Raw genomic sequence first — 17,332 nt, forward strand, 5'->3', positions numbered from 1 at the left:
GAAGGTGAATTCTTGAACGATCTAGCCAAAAACCTGCTGCTCTGGGTGGTCATCCTGGTGGTGCTGATGACCGTGTTCCAGAGTTTCTCGGGGCGCCGTGGTGCCGAACAGCCGCTGGCCTACTCCGATTTTCTGGAGCAGGTGAAGAAGGGCGATGTCGAGTCGGTGGTCATCGAGAACCAGCAAATCCGGGGTCAGCTTAAGGGCGGTCAGCGCTTCTCGGCCTACAGCCCGGAAACCGATAACCGCTCGATGATCGGCACCCTGCTGGACAACAACGTCCGCTTCGACGGCCAGCCGCCGAAGGAAACCCCGATCCTGCTGCAGCTGCTGTACAGCTCGTTCCCGATCCTGCTGCTGATCGCGGTCTGGGTGTATTTCATGCGCCAGATGCAGGGCGGTGGCGCCGGCCGTGGCGCGATGAGCTTCGGCAAGTCCAAGGCGCGCATGCTCAACGCCGATCAGGTGAAGGTCACCTTCGCCGACGTCGCTGGTGTCGAGGAAGCCAAGCAGGAAGTCGCCGAGTTGGTCGAGTTCCTGAAGGACCCGGGCAAGTTCCAGAAGCTCGGCGGCAAGATTCCGCGCGGGGTGCTGATGTCGGGCTCGCCCGGCACCGGCAAGACTCTGCTGGCCAAGGCCATCGCCGGCGAAGCGGGCGTGCCGTTCTTCTCGATCTCCGGTTCCGACTTCGTCGAGATGTTCGTGGGCGTCGGCGCCAGCCGCGTGCGCGACATGTTCGACCAGGCCAAGAAGCACGCGCCCTGCATCATCTTCATTGACGAAATCGACGCCGTCGGCCGCCACCGTGGCGCCGGCTTGGGCGGCGGCCACGACGAGCGCGAGCAGACCCTCAACCAGTTGCTGGTGGAAATGGACGGCTTCGAGGGCAGCGAGGGCGTGATCGTCATCGCCGCCACCAACCGGCCGGACGTGCTCGACCCGGCGCTGCTGCGTCCGGGGCGTTTCGACCGCCAGGTGGTGGTGCCTCTGCCCGATGTGCGTGGCCGCGAGCAGATCATCAAGGTGCACATGCGCTCGGTGCCGCTGGCCGATAACGTCAAGGCCGAGATCATCGCCCGTGCGACGCCTGGATTCTCGGGTGCTGACCTCGCCAATCTAGTCAACGAGGCGGCCTTGTTCGCTGCCCGTGCCAACAAGCGCCTGGTCGATCATCAGGACTTCGAGAAGGCCAAGGACAAGATCATGATGGGCGCCGAGCGCCGCAGCATGCTGATGTCCGAGGACGAGAAGAAGCTGACTGCCTACCACGAGGCCGGTCACGCCATCGTCGGCCTGACCGTGCCGGACCACGACCCGGTCTACAAGGTGACCATCATTCCGCGTGGCCGCGCTCTGGGCGTGACCATGTTCCTGCCCGAAGCCGACCGCTACAGCTATTCGAAGTCGCGCCTGAACTCGCAGATCAGCTCGCTGTTCGGCGGCCGTCTTGCCGAGGAGTTGATCTTTGGGCCTGAGGCGGTCACCACCGGCGCCTCCAACGACATCGAGCGTGCCACCGAGATCGCCCGCAACATGGTGACCAAGTGGGGCTTGTCCGAGCGTCTCGGCCCCTTGGCCTATGGTGAGGACAACGGCGAAGTGTTCCTGGGCAAGAGCGTCACCCAGACCAAGAACGTCTCCGACGACACCGCCAACGCCATCGACCGCGAGATCCGCGAGGTGATCGACCGCAATTACACGCGGGCGAAGAACATCCTGATCGAGAAGATGGACATCCTGCACGCGATGGCCGACGCCCTGATGAAGTACGAGACCATCGACAGCGAGCAGTTGGCCCGTCTGATGCGCGGTGAGCCACCCGGCCCGCCGGAAAACTGGACCGACCCGAACAAGCCCAGTGCGCCCAAGCCCAGCTCCACGGGCGGAGCGCCCACGCCGTCGGTTGCGCCTGCCAGTCAGCTGTAAGCAGCGAGCTCCTTTGATGGGGTCGGCCTTGCCGGCCCCATTTTCATTTTTGCCCCGAGTTCTTCATCGCCTTGATCCTGCAGTTGCCAGATCGCGAACTTGATCTTGCCGTTCCGGCGGTCATGGGCATCCTCAACGTCACTCCGGACTCGTTCTCCGATGGGGGGCTCTGGCTGCAGGCCGATCAGGCTCTGGCCCAGGCCCGTCAGATGCTGGAGGAGGGTGCGCGCCTGATTGATGTCGGCGGCGAGTCCACCCGGCCGGGTGCGGCGCCGGTGTCCGAGCAGGAAGAACTGGACCGCGTCGTGCCGATCATCGAGCGCCTCCGTCGCGATCTGGATTGCGTGATTTCGGTGGACAGCATGAAGCCGGCCGTCATGCGCGCCGCCGTGGCTGCCGGTGCCGGCCTCATCAACGACGTCAACGCCCTGCGCGCCGAGGGTGCGGTCGAAGCGGCCGCGCAGACCGGCGCGGCGGTCTGCCTGATGCATATGCAGGGCGAGCCGCGCAGCATGCAGGCCGCGCCCCATTACCAGGACGTGCTGGCGGAAGTTCATGCCGCCCTCGGCGCGCGCGTCGCGGCCTGCCTGGCCGCCGGCATCCCGCGAGACCGCCTCCTGGTCGATCCCGGGATCGGCTTCGGCAAGAGCCTGGAGCACAACCTGCGTCTGCTGGCGCGTCTCGATGTCTTCGCAGACCTCGGCTGTCCGCTGCTGCTGGGGGTGTCAAGGAAGTCCCTGTTCGGCAAACTGCTCGGCCTGCCGGTGGGCGAGCGGCTGATTCCCAGCGTGGTGACCGCCGCGCTTGCCATCCAGCAGGGGGCGGCGATAATCCGCGCCCACGATGTGCGTGCCACGGTGCAGGCGGTTCAGACTGCCCAGGCTATCCGCCAGGCACGCCGGGAGACCCAATAGATGACTCGCCAGTATTTTGGCACCGACGGCATCCGCGGCACGGTAGGCCAGACGCCGATGACCCCCGAATTCGCGCTCAAGCTGGGCTGGGCCGCCGGGCGCGTGTTGGGCCGGGTGCCAGGTGCCCGGGTGCTGATCGGCAAGGACACCCGTCGTTCCGGCTATATGTTCGAGTCGGCTCTGGAAGCGGGGTTTGCCGCTGCCGGGGTCGAGACAGACCTGCTGGGTCCGCTGCCGACGCCCGGTGTCGCCTATCTGACCCGGGCCCTGCGCTGTCAGGCCGGCGTGGTGATCTCGGCCTCGCACAACCCGCATTACGACAATGGGGTGAAGTTCTTCGGCGCCGACGGTGGCAAGTTGAGCGACGCGGTGGAGTTGCAGATTGAGGCGCTGCTGGATCAGCCCATGCAGATCGTGGCTGCCGAGCAACTGGGGCGCGCGCGCCGTATCGACGATGCTGCCGGCCGCTACATCGAGTTCTGCAAGAGCAGCTTTCCAGGCGAGGCAACGCTGGCTGGGCTCAAGATCGTTGTCGATTGCGCCAATGGTGCGGCCTACAAGACCGCGCCGGCGGTGTTTGCCGAACTGGGCGCCCAGGTAATCACGATCGGAGATCGGCCCGACGGCTTCAACATCAATCGGGACTGCGGATCTACCCATCTGGAACTGCTCAAGGCGGCGGTGCTGGAACATCGCGCCGATGTCGGCGTCGCCCTGGACGGGGACGCTGACCGCTGCCTGATGGTGTCGGCGAGCGGCCGCGAGATCGACGGCGACGACATTCTTTATCTGATCGCCCGCCAGCGGCTGGCGGCGGGTAGCTTGCGCGGTCCGGTGGTCGGCACCCAGATGTCCAACCTCGGGCTGGAGCAGGCGCTGCGCGCACTGGGCCTGGAGTTCGAGCGGGCCAAGGTCGGCGACCGCTACGTGATGGAGCTGCTCAAAGCCAAGGGTGGCGTTCTGGGTGGCGAGACCTCGGGTCATACCATCTGCCTGGACCGGACCGGCACCGGCGACGGCACCGTGACGGCCCTGCAGGTACTGGCCGCCATGGTGGAAGCCGGGCAGGGTCTGGAACAATTGCTGGCGGGGCTGAGGAAGTTTCCGCAAGTGCTCATCAACGTCCGCGTCGCTGGTGGTGCCAAGGCGCTGGTCGAGCATGCTTCCCTGGTGGCCGAGGTTGCCGCCGTCGAGTCCGAGTTGGGCGCGCGGGGCAGGGTGCTGCTACGCGCCTCGGGCACCGAGCCGCTGGTGCGGGTCATGGTTGAGGCCGACGAGGCGGCGCTGAGCCAGCGCATGGCAGAACGCATTGCCGAACGGGTCCGCGCACTGGCCTGAGCCGAGGTGTGGAATCGTCGATGAATCTTTCTAACAAGCTGTATTTCGCAAGGGGAGTGTCACTGTGAGCCGCAAGTATCTCGTCGCTGGTAACTGGAAAATGCACGGCAGCCGGGCGCTGACCGCAGAGCTGATCGCCGGCATACGCGACGGTCTTTCGGCCGCGCCTGCGGTGGAGGCCCTGGTCTGCCCGCCATTCCCCTATCTGGACGCCGCTGCGGCCGCCATCGGCAAGTCGGTTTTGGCGCTTGGTGCACAGAATCTCTCTGACCAGGACAAGCAGGGCGCCTACACCGGCGAGGTGCTTGGGACGATGTTGGTCGAGTTGGGTTGCCGCTACGTGATCGTCGGTCACTCGGAGCGTCGTGCTTACTACGGCGAGACGGACGCGATTGTCGCCAGTAAGACCCTGGTGGCGCTGCGACAGGGGTTGCTGCCCATCGTCTGCGTCGGCGAAACCCTGGCCGAACGGGAGGCTGGTGAGACCGAAGCCGTGATCGGCCGTCAGCTGGATGCGGTGCTGGATGCCGGTGGTGCTGAGGTCTTCGCGCAGGCGGTCATCGCCTACGAGCCGGTCTGGGCCATCGGTACCGGCAAGACGGCCAGTCCGGAGCAGGCGCAGGAGGTCCACGCTTTCATCCGGGCGCGTGTCGCCGCCCGCGATGCTAAAATCGCGGCTTCGCTTCGGATTCTCTACGGCGGCAGCGTCAAGCCCGACAACGCGCTGGCAATTTTTGCCCAGCCCGATGTCGATGGCGGCCTCATCGGCGGCGCGGCCCTCAAGGCGGCCGATTTTCTCGCGATCTGTGCTGCGGCGCAGTCGCACTCGTAAACGCAGGGACGGTGGTTGGGATGTATACCTTTCTGGTGGTTATTCAGGTCATTGTCGCGATCGGTCTGATCGCCCTGGTGCTGTTGCAGCATGGCAAGGGTGCCGATGCCGGCGCCGCTTTCGGGTCCGGTGCCTCCGGGACCGTGTTCGGCTCCCGCGGCTCGGCCAACTTCCTGTCGCGCGCGACCGCCTATCTGGCGGTGGTGTTCTTCGGCATCAGCCTGGCGCTGGCGTATTTCGTCAACACCAAGAGCGGTGTCGGTGCCAGCGTCGTCGACAGCCTGCCGGCCGCCGCCAGCGAGGCGTCGGCGCCTGCTGTCGGTGAGCAACTGCCAGTTCCGGCGCCGGCTGCGCCGGCCGAAGATGCCAAGCCGAAGCTGCCCGAATAAAAGCCACTACCCAGCGATGGCGCTTGGGCTATAATCCGCGCCCCCGAATGCCGACGTGGTGGAATTGGTAGACACACTACCTTGAGGTGGTAGCGGCGAAAGCTATGCGAGTTCGAGTCTCGCCGTCGGTACCAAGCGGAAATCGGTTGTCTGATTTGAGCTTGGTTCATTGATTCGGAAAGTGGTTTGCGGTATACTTTTTGTCTGTCTGGTGCGGGGTGGAGCAGTCTGGCAGCTCGTCGGGCTCATAACCCGAAGGTCGTAGGTTCGAATCCTGCCCCCGCTACCAAATATTGAATTGGTGCCAGGCCCCTCGTGGGCCTTTTTTGTTGCTACTGGTCTGGAGTTGCCCTTGCTGCGTGAACGCCTCAGCCACTTGATCGAACCCGCCGTGGAATCGCTGGGTTACGAGCTGGTGTTGCTGGAATTCAGCCCCGGCCTGCAGACCGGCACCCTGCGGTTGTATATCGATGCGCCCAAGGGCGTGGCTTTGGAGGACTGCGAGAAGGTGAGCCGGGAGGTTGCCGCTCTGCTCGACGTCGAAGATCCGATCCAGAAAGCCTATCGCCTGGAGGTGTCTTCGCCCGGTCTGGATCGGCCGCTGGTGAAGCTGGCGCATTTCCAGCGCTTCCTCGGCGAGAAGGTACGCCTGCAGTTGCTGGCCCCGGTTCAGAAGCGCAAGAAGCTGCTGGGCGTGCTGCGCGGTGCCAGTGCCGAGACGCTGGTGATCGAGGTAGACGGCGAGAGCTTGCAAGTGCCCATGGCGGATCTGGAACGCGCCAGGTTGGTGCCGGATTTCGCCAAGGAATTTTCCAAAAAAGGGTCTTCCGAGCAGGAAGACGATGGGGACTCAACGAATGAATAACGCCAAGAATCTGCTGCTGATGGTCGAGGTCATGGCCAACGAGAAAGGCGTGGATCAGGAAATCGTCTTCCAGGCTCTGGAAGCGGCCCTGGCCTCGGCGAGCAAGGAGCATTACGGCGCCGAGTGGGACATCGTGGTCACCATCAACCGCGACACCGGCGAGTACGAGACCGCCCGGCGCTGGACCGTGGTCGACGACGAAGACGAGAATTTCGAGTCTCCGGCCCGCCAACTGCTGCTGGCGCGCGCGCAGATCGACAATCCTGACGCCCAGGTGGGCGAGGTCATCACCCAGCCGCTGCAGTCGATTGAATTTGGCCGCATCGGCGCCCAGAAAGCCAAGCAGGTCATCTTTCAGCGGGTGCGCGATGCCGAGCGCGCGCGCATCGTCGAGGCCTTCAAGGGCCGTATCGGTGAGCTGATCTCCGGCATGGTCAAGCGCATCGAGCGCGGCAACGTGATCATCGACCTGGGCAACAACGCCGAGGCCATCATCCTGCGCGAGCAGCTGATCCCGCGCGAGCCGGTGCGTCCCAACGACCGCATCCGTGGCTACCTCTACGAAGTCAGCCCGCAGCAGCGCGGCCCGCAGATTTTCCTTTCGCGCACCAAGCCGGAATACCTCATGGAGCTGTTCAAGCTCGAGGTCCCGGAAATTGCCCAGGGTCTGATCGAGCTCAAGGGTGCCGCCCGTGATCCCGGTGTGCGCGCCAAGATCGCTGTCCAGGCCAAGGACAAGCGCATCGACCCGGTCGGCGCCTGCGTGGGCATGCGCGGTTCGCGCGTGCAGGCGGTGTCCACCGAACTGGCGGGCGAGCGCGTCGACATCGTGCCCTGGGACAACAACCCGGCGCAGTTCGTGATCAATGCCATGGCGCCGGCGGAAGTCGAGTCCATCGTCATGGACGAAGAGGCGCACTCGATGATGATCGCCGTCGCCGAGGACAAGCTGGCGCAGGCCATCGGCCGTGGTGGCCAGAACGTGCGTCTGGCCTCGGAGCTGACCGGCTGGGTGTTGAACGTGATGACCGCCGCCGACGCCGAGGCCAAGAAGGAGCAGGAGAACCAGAACCTGCTGCAGATGTTCATGGAAGGCCTGGATGTCGACGCCGACATCGCCGGCATCCTGGTGCAGGAAGGTTTTGCCTCGCTGGAGGAAATCGCTTACGTCCCGGCCGAGGAACTGCTGCAGATCGACGAGTTCGACGAGGGTATCGTCGAGGAACTGCGCAATCGCGCCAAGGACGTGCTGCTGACCCGCGCCCTGGCCAAGGCCGAACGCGCGACCGGCGCCAAGCCCGACGACGACTTGCTGGCGGTGGAAGGCATGGATGAAGACACCGCTTATGCCTTGGCGGAGAAGGGTGTGATCAGCCGGGAAAACCTGGGCGATCTCGCCACCGATGAATTGCTGGAAATGCTGCCGGATCTCGACGAGGCCCGTGCCTCGGATCTGATCATGACGGCGCGGGGTCTCGGCTAAGCCCGGACCCAGACCTAGGACATACGCACGCATGAGTACCCAAACGATCCGCGAGTTGGCGGCGGAGCTGCACAAGCCCGTCACCGAACTGCTGTCTCAGCTCAAGGACGCCGGCGTGGAGGCCAAGGACGAGCAGTCCGCGATCTCGCCGTCCGAGAAGATGGCCCTGTTGGCGCACCTGCAGAAGATGGCTCGCGGCAGCGGCACGCTGGCCACCAGCGGTGCCGGGCGGATCACCCTCAAGCGCACCGAGAAGACCGAGCTGAAGCTGGGTGGTGGTCGTGGCCTGCCCTCCAAGACGGTCAACATTGAGGTCAAGAAGCGGCGCACCTACGTCGCCCAGGACGAGCTGCCGACCGCGACGCGCGCACCGGAAGACTTGCCGGAAATCAGTCCCGAGGAAGCCCAGGCGGCCGAAGAGGCAGCGCTGCGCCAGCAGGCCGACCGCGAAGCCGCCGCCGCCCGGGCCGCCGCCGAAGCAGAAGCGCGGCGGGTGCAGGAAGAGGCCAAGCGCAAGGAGCGCGAGGAAGTGGAGGCCAAGCAGCGGGCCGAGGCGGAGGCCGCCGAGCGCGCCCGCACTGAGCACGCTGAGAAGCTCAAGAACGACCCGATCTATCGCGCCAAATGGGAGGCTGAGTCCTCCCGTCGTCGCGCCCAGGAGAACTTGGCGCGCGCTGCGGAAGCCGCGCGCATTGCCCGTACCGCACCGCCTCCGGTCGCTGCCCGCCCGGCTGCCGCCGCCGCGCGCCCTGCGCCGGCTGGTGCCCGTCCTGCTCCTGGCGCCGCGCGCCCTGCGCCGGCAGGCGCGCCGGCTCCGGCCAAGAAGGGAAGCGACCGTGATCGTGATCGCGGCCGGCGTGAGGAATTGCACCTGGCCGATGGCAAGGGTGGGCGGCGGGATCGCAAGGGTGGCAAGAAGCCTTCCGGCGCGATGCGCATGGGTGACAACGCCCACGCCTTCGAGCGGCCATTGGCGCCGATCGTGCGCGAGGTGGAAGTGCCGGAGGCAATCACCGTCGCCGAGTTGGCGTCGCGCATGGCAGTCAAGGCCGGCGACCTGATCAAGGTGATGATGCGCAACGGCGTCATGGCCACCATCAACCAGACCCTGGACCAGGACACTGCGGTACTGATGGTCGAGGAAATGGGCCACACCGCCAAGGCGATCAAGGACACCGATTTCGAGGACAGCCTGGAGCAGGCGGTCACCGGTGAGGGCTCGGATGTCGAGACCATCACCCGTCCGCCGGTCGTGACCATCATGGGTCACGTCGACCACGGCAAGACCTCCTTGCTGGACCACATCCGCAAGACCCGCGTCGCCGCCGGCGAAGCGGGTGGCATCACCCAGCACATCGGCGCCTATCACGTCGAGACCAAGAAGGGCGTCATCAGCTTCCTCGACACCCCGGGCCACGCCGCGTTTACCCGCATGCGTGCTCGCGGCGCTCAGATCACCGACGTGGTGATCCTGGTGGTTGCCGGCGACGACGGCGTGATGCCGCAGACCCGTGAGGCCATCCAGCATGCGCGCGCCGCCAAGGCACCGATGGTGGTGGCGGTAACCAAGATCGACAAGCCGCAATCCGATCTGATCCGGGTCAAGAACGAACTGCTGAAGGAAGAGGTGGTCGCCGAAGATTTCGGTGGCGACACCATGGTGATCGGCGTTTCCAGCCACACCGGTCAGGGCATCGACGAACTGCTCGACGCGGTGCTGCTGCAGGCGGAAGTTCTGGAGCTGCGTGCCCAGGTGGATGCCCTCGCGCGCGGCGTGATCATCGAATCGTCGGTGGAGAAGGGCCGTGGCCCGGTCGCCACCGTGCTGGTCCGTTCCGGCACCCTGAAGCAGGGCGATGTGATTCTCACCGGCCCGCACTTCGGCCGCGTGCGCGCGATGTTCGACGAGAATGGCAAGCCGGTGAAGTCGGCGGGTCCGTCGATTCCGGTGCAGGTGCTCGGTCTCTCCGGCGCGCCGGATGCCGGTGACGACGTGGTGGTGGTGGCCGACGAGCGCAAGGCGCGCGAGCTGGCCATCGTCCGCGAGAACAAGATGCGCGAGACCAAGCTCGCGCAGAGTTCGGCGGTACGCATGGAGAACGCCTTCGCCAACATGGGCGATGGCGAGAAGAAGGCGCTGAACCTGATGGTGAAGGCCGACGTGCAGGGTTCCGCCGAGGCGATCACCGAAGCGCTGCGCAAGCTGCCCAGCGAGGAGGTGCGCGTCAATGTGCTCTCCACTGGCATCGGCGGTATCAGCGAGTCTGACGTCGAACTGGCGCTGGCTTCGAAGGCGATCATCATTGCCTTCAACGTCCGTGCCGATGCGCAGGCACGCAAGCGCGTGCAGGACACCGGCGTCGATCTGCGCTACTACTCGATCATCTACAACATCCTGGACGACGTCACTGCGGCCATCACCGGCCTGCTGGGCACCGAGACGCGCGAGCAGATCGTCGGTATCGCCCAGGTGCGCGACGTGTTCCGCAGCTCCAAGATCGGCGCCATCGCGGGCTGCTTGGTGATGGACGGCAGCGTGCAGAAGAACCTGCCGATCCGCGTCCTGCGCAACAACACGGTGATCTACGAAGGCGTGCTGGAGTCGCTGCGTCGCTTCAAGGACGATGTCGCCAAGGTCGAGGCCGGCACCGAGTGCGGTATCGGTGTGAAGGACTACAACGACGTCAAGGTCGGCGACCAGATCGAATGCTTCCAGCGCGTCGAGGTGCAGCGCGTCGTCAAGGCTTAGGCCTAAGGCGACGCCAGCGCGATGGCCAGCAAGCGTGACTACCCACGCGCCGCCCGGTTCAATGCCGAGCTGCGCGCGGTGCTGACCGAAATTCTGCGCGCCGACGTCATCCGCGATCCCCGGGTCGCGGGTGCCGGGCTCACCGTCACCAGCGTTGATGTCACGCCGGACCTGGCGAACGCCCATGTCTGGGTATCCAGCCTGGTCGACGACGCCAAGCTGGCGGAGGCGGTCAAAGGTCTCAACCACGCGGCGGGCAAGTTGCGTCACGAGGTGGGTCAGCGCATTCAGGTCCGGCATCTGCCGCTGCTGCGTTTCACCGCCGACCAAGCCACTCGCGAGGGTGATCGCATCACGGCGCTGATCCGCACCGTGGTCGCTGAAGATCGCGAGCACGCCCGCTCGCGTGGCGAAGACTCCGAATCCGAATAAATGAACAGCGTGCGCCGGCCACGGCGCGCCGTGCATGGCGTGCTGCTGCTCGATAAGCCTCGGGGGCTGAGTTCCAACGACGCTTTGTTGCGGGTGCGCAGGCTCTACCAGGCCGACAAGGCGGGGCACACGGGGACGCTGGACCCTCTCGCCACCGGCTTGCTGCCAATCTGCCTGGGACAGGCGACGCGCTTGAGCGCGCAATTGCTGGACTCCCGCAAGCGCTATCTGGCTGAAGTCCGTTTCGGCGAGCTGCGCAGTACCGGCGATCTGGAAGGGGAAGTGATCGCTCGCAGCGATCCCGCCGGACTGGAACCCTTGCGTCTGCGCGCCGCCCTGCAGAGCCTGACCGGCCGCATACGCCAGATTCCCCCCATGTACTCGGCGATCAAGCAGGGTGGGCAGCGGCTGTACGAATTGGCTCGTGAAGGCCTGGAGGTCGAGCGCGAGCCGAGGGAGGTCGAAATCCATGCGCTGGACCTGTTGTCGTTCGCAGACGGGCTGGCCTTGCTGGACGTGAGTTGCAGCAAGGGAACCTACGTCCGCACCCTGGCCGAGGATTGGGCGAAGGCGGTGGGGCAGGTGGCGCACCTGCACTCGCTGCGACGAATCGAAGTCGGCCCCTTCGGTCAGCAACCGATGCGGACCCTGGAAGAACTCGGGCAGGTCGCACAGCAAGGCGTGGCGGCGCTGGATGCCTTGCTGCTGCCGGCGCGCGCGGCTTTGGACGGCTGGCGTTTCGTGCGGCCGGAGGATGAGTTGCTCCCGACGCTGGACCACGGTGGGTCGGTTCCCTGGCCGTGCGAGGAGGTGGGGCCAGTGGCCATCGAGGGGGCGGATCAGAGGCTGCTGGGTCTGGGTGAAGTGACTCCCGAAGGTCGGCTGCAGCCACGACGCTGGTTCGGGTCGGTCGGGATTTGAACGGCTTTTCCCTGGTAATTGTTTGAAAATGTGGTCTCCGCTATAATTTCGCGCTCAAAAAAGTGCAAGCATCCGAAACGCATTCCCCTGGAGTTGTTTTTATGTCCGTTACCACCGAACAGAAAGGCGCCGTGATCGAGAAGTTCGCCCGCGCCAAGGGCGACACCGGCTCGCCGGAAGTGCAGGTCGCCCTGCTGACCAACCGCATCAACAGCCTGTCGCCGCACTTTGAGCAGCACAAGAAGGACAACCACTCGCGTCGTGGTCTGCTCAAGCTGGTCAACCAGCGTCGCCAGATGCTCGACTACCTCAAGCAGGAAGACGAGAGCCGCTACACCAAGCTGATCGCCGAACTCGGTCTTCGCCGCTAAGCGATCCACACGAACCGCGCCAAAGGCGCGGTTCGTTTTTGCGCGTCTGGTCTGCGTTTGGCGCCGGCGCGACTTCCACTCGAATCAGAGAACGAATCCATGACCTTTCCAGTCCAGCCGGTCCGCAAGTCCTTTCAGTACGGTCAGCACGAAGTAGTCCTTGAAACCGGCCACATGGCCCGCCAGGCCACCGCCGCCGTGGTGGTGAGCATGGGCGAGACCGTGGTGCTGGTCTCGGTGGTCGCCAAGAAGGAGCCGAAGGAAGGCCAGGATTTCTTCCCGCTCACCGTTGACTACATGGAGCGCTTCTACGCTGGCGGCCGCATCCCTGGCGGCTTCTTCAAGCGTGAAGGCCGTCCCACCGAGAACGAGACCCTCACCTCGCGCCTGATCGACCGCCCGCTGCGCCCGCTGTTCCCGGATGGCTTCTACAACGAGATCCAGGTGGTCGCCACCGTCATCTCGCTGAACCCGGAAGTGGCCGGTGACATTCCGGCGCTGATCGGCGCTTCCGCCGCCATGAGCCTGGCCGGCGTGCCGTTCGAAGGCCCCATCGGTGCCGCCCGCGTTGGCTACGCCAATGGCCAGTACCTGCTCAACCCCACCACCAAGCAGCTCGAAACCTCGCAGCTCGACCTGGTGGTCGCCGGCACCAAGGACGCAGTGCTGATGGTGGAATCCGAAGCCCAGCAGCTCTCGGAAGACGTGATGCTCGGCGCCGTGCTGTTCGGTCACGAGCAGATGCAGGCCGCGATCAATGCCATCAACGAGCTGACTGCCGTCGCCGGCAAGCCGAAGTGGGATTGGACCGCTCCGGCTGAATCCGCCGAGCTGACCGCCGCCATCAATGCCGTCGAAGCCCTGGTCAGCGATGCCTACAGCATCACCGACAAAAAGGCGCGTCAGGACGCCGTGGCCGCCGTCCGCAAGCAGCTCACCGCCGAACTGGCCGGCGGCGATGCCCCGAAGTTCAGCGAGGGCAAGATCAAGGATGCCTTCCACGCCCTGGAAGCCCGCGTGGTGCGTAACCGCATCCTTGATGGCGCGCCGCGTATCGACGGCCGCGACCGCGTTACCGTGCGTCCGCTGACCATGGGCACCGGCCTGCTGCCGCGTGTGCACGGCTCGGCCCTGTTCACCCGTGGCGAAACCCAGGTGATGGCCGCCATCACCCTGGGCACCGGCAAGAGCTCGCAGTTGATCGACGCTGCCTCCGGCGAGACCAACGACAGCTTCCTGTTCAACTACAACTTCCCTCCGTACTGCGTCGGTGAGACTGGTCGTCTGAACGCGCCCAAGCGTCGCGAGATCGGCCACGGCCGTCTGGCCAAGCGCGGCGTCATGGCGGTGATGCCGGATCTGGTCAAGGAATTCCCCTACGTGGTGCGCGTGGTCACCGAGGTGATGGAGTCCAACGGCTCTTCCTCGATGGCTTCGGTGTGCAGCGCCAGCCTGGCGTTGATGGACGCTGGCGTGCCGCTGAAGGCGCCAGTGGCCGGCGTGGCCATGGGTCTGATCAAGGAGGCCGAGAAGTTTGCGGTGCTCACCGACATCCTCGGCGACGAAGATCACCTCGGCGACATGGACTTCAAGGTGGCCGGTTCGGTCAACGGCATCACCGCGCTGCAGATGGACATCAAGATCACCGGCATCACCGGCGAGATCATGAAGCTGGCGCTGGCCCAGGCCAAGGACGCGCGTTTGCACATCCTCGGCGCCATGAATCAGGCGCTGTCCGGTACCCGCGAGACCATGAGCCCCTGGGCGCCGCGCATCACCACCATCAAGATCCACCCGGACAAGATCCGCGAAGTGATTGGCAAGGGTGGTGTCACCATCCGTTCGATCACCGAGGCCACTGGCACCCAGATCGACATCGACGACGACGGCACCATCAAGATCGCCGCCGTCACTGGCGAAGCGGCCGAAGCCGCCATCGCCCGCATCACCATGCTCACCCGCGAAGTGATGCCGGGTGATGTCTACGAGGGTCGTGTGGCCCGCCTGATGGATTTCGGTGCGTTCGTGACCATCCTGCCTGGCCGCGACGGTCTGGTGCACATCAGCCAACTCTCGGAGCAGCGCGTCGAGAAGGTGGAAGAGGTGGTCAAGGAAGGCGACATCGTGCGCGTCAAGGTGCTGGAAGTGGGGCGTGACGGCAAGATTCGTTTGTCCATGAAGGCTTCCGACGTCGGTCTCGCCTGATCGTCGGCCGCAACAAGGACGGCCGCTCCATGTGGAGCGGCCGTTTTGTTTTTTGTGGTGTTCTTTACGCGGTACCGCCGTTGCGGCGGAATAAACCCGGGTTTTGCGCCGTCATCGGCTTGAAACAACCGTCTGATTGCTTCAGAATGCAACACATCGGGTCGCTGTCAGTTTGTCCCGACCAAAAAAAGAACCCCCCTCGTTGCCGAAGGGGGTAAGGTGCTAGAAAGGCGCATGGCCTTTCTGGAGGAGACCAGATAAAAGCCCGGAAACGAGACCCGCTTCCGGGCTTTTTTCGTTTCCTACTTTTGTTGCAGTGCAGTATAGACCTCTGTTATTGCAATGTCAATTCTGCAGATGCTTAAAAAAATTCAACCATAACAATGAGTTATTTTGATTCTTGAAAAATTGGTGACGCAAACGTCATTTATATCAATGATTGATCTGAGCTAATGCCGCTGCGAAATCAGGCTTGTCACGGCTAGAAGAAAGCAATAACCGGGCCGTTCTGTTCAGACGCCAGGGCCGTCCTCGCCTTTTTCTCGCAAGGGGTTGATTGCCTTGGCGCGTTCCAGGCTCTTCAGGAACTCCTTGCGCACTGCCCGCCAGACCGGAACCTGCTTCTCCGCCAGTTCCTTGAGCACCTGCACTGGCTGCTGCGCCTGCCCGAGCAGGTCGCGCAGCTGGTCGGTGAAGTGGTGTTGCTGCTCGGAGAACAGGCGCAGCGACAGCTCCAGGTAACGGCTGATGCTGGACTGCATCGGGTCGCCGTAATAACGGACGATGAACATCAGCAGATCGGCGCTGAAGATCGGGTTGCCACCTTCCTCCTGCTCGGCGATCACCTGCAGCAGGATCGAGCGGGTGATGTCCTCGTGACTGCGCTTGTCCTCGACCCGGAAGCTGATGTTCTGCAGAACCAGTTGCCGTACCTCCTCCAGCGTGATGTAGCGGCTGACGTGGGTGTCGTACAGCCGGCGGTTGGGGTACTTCTTGATGATGCGGACATCGTTCATGGGCGCGGGATAAAAATGTTGCACTGCGGAAAGAATGCCAGAAGCCGCCCTTTCCCGCTATTGAGGCGCTTCTAACCCGCCATTTCAGGAATGCTCTGTTGCCGGGCTGGAGCAACTTGCGTGAGTCGCCATTCCCGCAGGGCCCAGGCCAGAATTTCCTGCGGCGCCGCCCGCTCCAGCTCCACCGGTGGTGCGCCGCCGAGGGCACGTAAACAACGCTGGAGATTGGCGCCGGCGCTGTGTTCATCCAGCGCCGGAGCGCCGTTTTGCTTGGATAGCTTGCGGCCGTCCACCGCGACCAGCACCGGCAAGTGCAGGTAGGCCGGCACCGGCGCACCCAGCGCGCCTAGCAGCAGGATCTGGCGCAGGCTGGAGCCGATCAGATCGGCGCCGCGCACCACCTCGGTGATGCCCTGCGCCTGTTCATCGACCACGCAGGCAAGCTGGTACCCGCAAACTCCGTCGCCGCGACGCAATACGAAGTCGCCGATCTCGCTTTCCGCATCGCGCCACAGACGGCCTTGCACCGGGTCCTGCAGTTCCACGCCGCCGCTGGGGACGCGCCAGCGCAATGCGGCCGCACCGGTGCCGATCGGTGCCGAGCGGCAGCGGCCGGAGTAGACGGGGCCATCGGGGCCGGGCCGGCTCTCGGCCGCGAGCCGGGCGCGAGTGCAGTCGCAGGGATAGACCCGGCCCTGGGACTGCAAGCGTTCCAGCGCCGCCGTGTACTCGGCGCCGTGTGCGCTTTGCAGGCGCGGCGTCTCGTCCCAATGCAGTCCATGTGCTTCCAGTTGCCGCAGGATCACTGCACTGGCGCCGGGCGGGCAGCGCGCGCGGTCGAGGTCGTCGATGCGCAGCAGCCAACGACCGCCGGCCTGGCGTGCGCGCAGCCAGCTGGTCAGTGCCGTCAGCAGCGAGCCCAGGTGCAGCGGGCCCGAAGGTGTAGGGGCGAAGCGACCGCGGTATTCGGGGTCGGGAGGGCTCATCGGGTCGTGAACAAAATCAAGCTGTTCTTGCATCTTCTTCACCTAGAATACGGCATGCATCCTGTCCTGCCTCGCGCCTGCGGCAGGCCCCTAGAGGGCCGCTGATGGCCTTGCGCGCCCTGCTGTTCGATCTCGATGGCACGCTGGCGGATACCGAGGCGCACGGACATCGCCCGTCCTACAACCGCGCCTTTCGCAAGCTCGGTCTCGGCTTCCGCTGGGGCCCGAAGCTGTACCGGCGCCTGCTCAAGCAGCCCAGCGGCCGCGAGCGCCTGCTGCACTACCTGCGCCGCTACCAACCAGAGCTCGGGGAGCACGCCGAGGCGGTTTCCGAAAGCGAGGAGGCCTGGGTGGAGCACGTGCACCGGCTGAAGTCGCGCTATTTCCGCCGCTACCTCCGCCAGGGCAAGGTGCCGCTGCGTCCAGGGGTCGCACGGCTGCTGCGCGAGGCCAGCGAGGCCGGCTTGCGGCTGGCGGTGGTGACCAATGCCAGCCGCGCCAGCGTCAAGCCGTTTCTCAAATACGGTCTCGGCCAGGACCTGGCCCAGCGCATCAGCCTGGTGGTCGGCGGTGACCAGATCGCCGCCCGCAAGCCCGCGCCCGACCTCTACCGCTATGCCCTCGGCAAGCTCAAGCTCGCGCCGTACGAGTGCATCGCCATCGAGGATTCTGCGATGGGCTTGCAGGCCGCCCGCGCCGCCGGCGTGCCCACCGTCATCACCGTCAACAGCGACACCCTGGAGCAGGATTTTTCCGCCGCCAGCCTGGTGCTCGATGCCCTGGGCGAGCCGGATCAGCCGGCGCGGGTGCTGGCCGGCCGCATGGACGAACCACAGCTGGGGCTCAAGACCTTGCGTCGCATCGCCCGCAGCGCCGCGCCGAGGCTCTAGACCAGCGCCCATCGG

15 protein-coding genes and 2 tRNA genes are annotated in these 17,332 nt (G+C 65.0%); 15 read left to right on the forward strand and 2 right to left on the reverse strand.

All coding sequences use genetic code 11. The annotated features are described in order from the left end of the window. Nucleotides 1-12: 12 nt before the first annotated feature. From ftsH to pnp, 14 genes are all read left to right on the forward strand, one after another. Nucleotides 13-1,926: an ATP-dependent zinc metalloprotease FtsH gene (gene ftsH / locus ED208_RS07880; RefSeq protein WP_123211348.1), complete on the forward strand. Its 1,914-nt coding sequence runs from the start codon at nucleotides 13-15 to the stop codon at nucleotides 1,924-1,926. 71 nt (nucleotides 1,927-1,997) lie between these two features. Further along, complete coding sequence (gene folP / locus ED208_RS07885) at nucleotides 1,998-2,840, forward strand: dihydropteroate synthase (protein WP_233574936.1); 843 nt, start codon at nucleotides 1,998-2,000, stop codon at nucleotides 2,838-2,840. Continuing rightward, a complete protein-coding gene (gene glmM, locus ED208_RS07890; RefSeq protein WP_123211350.1) occupies nucleotides 2,841-4,178 on the forward strand; it encodes a phosphoglucosamine mutase in 1,338 nt (445 codons plus the stop codon). A 64-nt stretch (nucleotides 4,179-4,242) separates the two neighbouring features. Next, complete coding sequence (tpiA, locus tag ED208_RS07895) at nucleotides 4,243-5,010, forward strand: triose-phosphate isomerase (protein WP_123211351.1); 768 nt, start codon at nucleotides 4,243-4,245, stop codon at nucleotides 5,008-5,010. A gap of 20 nt (nucleotides 5,011-5,030) precedes the next feature. Next, entirely contained in the window at nucleotides 5,031-5,399 is a 369-nt protein-coding gene (gene secG, locus ED208_RS17805; RefSeq protein ID WP_123211352.1) for a preprotein translocase subunit SecG, read from the forward strand. A gap of 49 nt (nucleotides 5,400-5,448) precedes the next feature. Continuing rightward, nucleotides 5,449-5,533: transfer RNA gene (locus ED208_RS07905), tRNA-Leu, on the forward strand. Nucleotides 5,534-5,611: 78 nt separating this feature from the next. Next, nucleotides 5,612-5,688 (forward strand) — tRNA-Met (locus tag ED208_RS07910). Between the two features lie 63 nt (nucleotides 5,689-5,751). After that, complete coding sequence (gene rimP / locus ED208_RS07915; protein WP_233574937.1) at nucleotides 5,752-6,264, forward strand: ribosome maturation factor RimP; 513 nt, start codon at nucleotides 5,752-5,754, stop codon at nucleotides 6,262-6,264. Then, nucleotides 6,257-7,747 carry a transcription termination factor NusA gene (gene nusA, locus ED208_RS07920; protein ID WP_123211353.1) on the forward strand — a complete coding sequence of 497 codons (1,491 nt, stop codon included), beginning with the start codon at nucleotides 6,257-6,259 and terminating at the stop codon, nucleotides 7,745-7,747. Before rimP ends, nusA begins: the two co-directional genes overlap by 8 nt. A 31-nt stretch (nucleotides 7,748-7,778) precedes the next feature. Next, nucleotides 7,779-10,496 (forward strand): translation initiation factor IF-2, encoded by a 2,718-nt coding sequence (infB, locus tag ED208_RS07925; protein ID WP_123211354.1) that lies wholly within the window; start codon nucleotides 7,779-7,781, stop codon nucleotides 10,494-10,496. Nucleotides 10,497-10,517: 21 nt separating this feature from the next. Further along, nucleotides 10,518-10,928 (forward strand): 30S ribosome-binding factor RbfA, encoded by a 411-nt coding sequence (rbfA, locus tag ED208_RS07930; protein ID WP_123211355.1) that lies wholly within the window; start codon nucleotides 10,518-10,520, stop codon nucleotides 10,926-10,928. Then, nucleotides 10,929-11,849 (forward strand): tRNA pseudouridine(55) synthase TruB, encoded by a 921-nt coding sequence (gene truB, locus ED208_RS07935; RefSeq protein WP_123211356.1) that lies wholly within the window; start codon nucleotides 10,929-10,931, stop codon nucleotides 11,847-11,849. 101 nt (nucleotides 11,850-11,950) lie between these two features. Beyond that, nucleotides 11,951-12,220, forward strand: coding sequence for a 30S ribosomal protein S15 (rpsO, locus tag ED208_RS07940; RefSeq protein ID WP_123211357.1), 270 nt, complete (start codon nucleotides 11,951-11,953; stop codon nucleotides 12,218-12,220). 99 nt (nucleotides 12,221-12,319) lie between these two features. Next, on the forward strand, nucleotides 12,320-14,425 hold the full coding sequence (gene pnp / locus ED208_RS07945) for a polyribonucleotide nucleotidyltransferase (protein ID WP_123211358.1): 2,106 nt from the start codon (nucleotides 12,320-12,322) through the stop codon (nucleotides 14,423-14,425). 512 nt (nucleotides 14,426-14,937) lie between these two features. Here the strand turns inward: pnp and phaR are convergent. Both phaR and gluQRS read right to left on the reverse strand, forming a co-directional pair. Further along, on the reverse strand, nucleotides 14,938-15,441 hold the full coding sequence (gene phaR, locus ED208_RS07950) for a polyhydroxyalkanoate synthesis repressor PhaR (RefSeq protein WP_123211359.1): 504 nt from the start codon (nucleotides 15,439-15,441) through the stop codon (nucleotides 14,938-14,940). 71 nt (nucleotides 15,442-15,512) lie between these two features. Continuing rightward, the gene (gene gluQRS / locus ED208_RS07955; protein ID WP_123211360.1) at nucleotides 15,513-16,427 is read right to left on the reverse strand and encodes a tRNA glutamyl-Q(34) synthetase GluQRS; all 915 of its coding nucleotides are present in this window, start codon (nucleotides 16,425-16,427) and stop codon (nucleotides 15,513-15,515) included. A 104-nt stretch (nucleotides 16,428-16,531) separates the two neighbouring features. Between gluQRS and ED208_RS07960 the strand changes: the two genes are divergently transcribed. Beyond that, a complete protein-coding gene (locus tag ED208_RS07960; protein WP_123211361.1) occupies nucleotides 16,532-17,317 on the forward strand; it encodes an HAD-IA family hydrolase in 786 nt (261 codons plus the stop codon). Nucleotides 17,318-17,332 lie beyond the last annotated feature (15 nt).

It is taken from the genome of Stagnimonas aquatica, from assembly GCF_003730135.1.
In the GTDB taxonomy this organism is placed as follows: Bacteria; Pseudomonadota; Gammaproteobacteria; order Nevskiales; family Nevskiaceae; genus Stagnimonas; species Stagnimonas aquatica.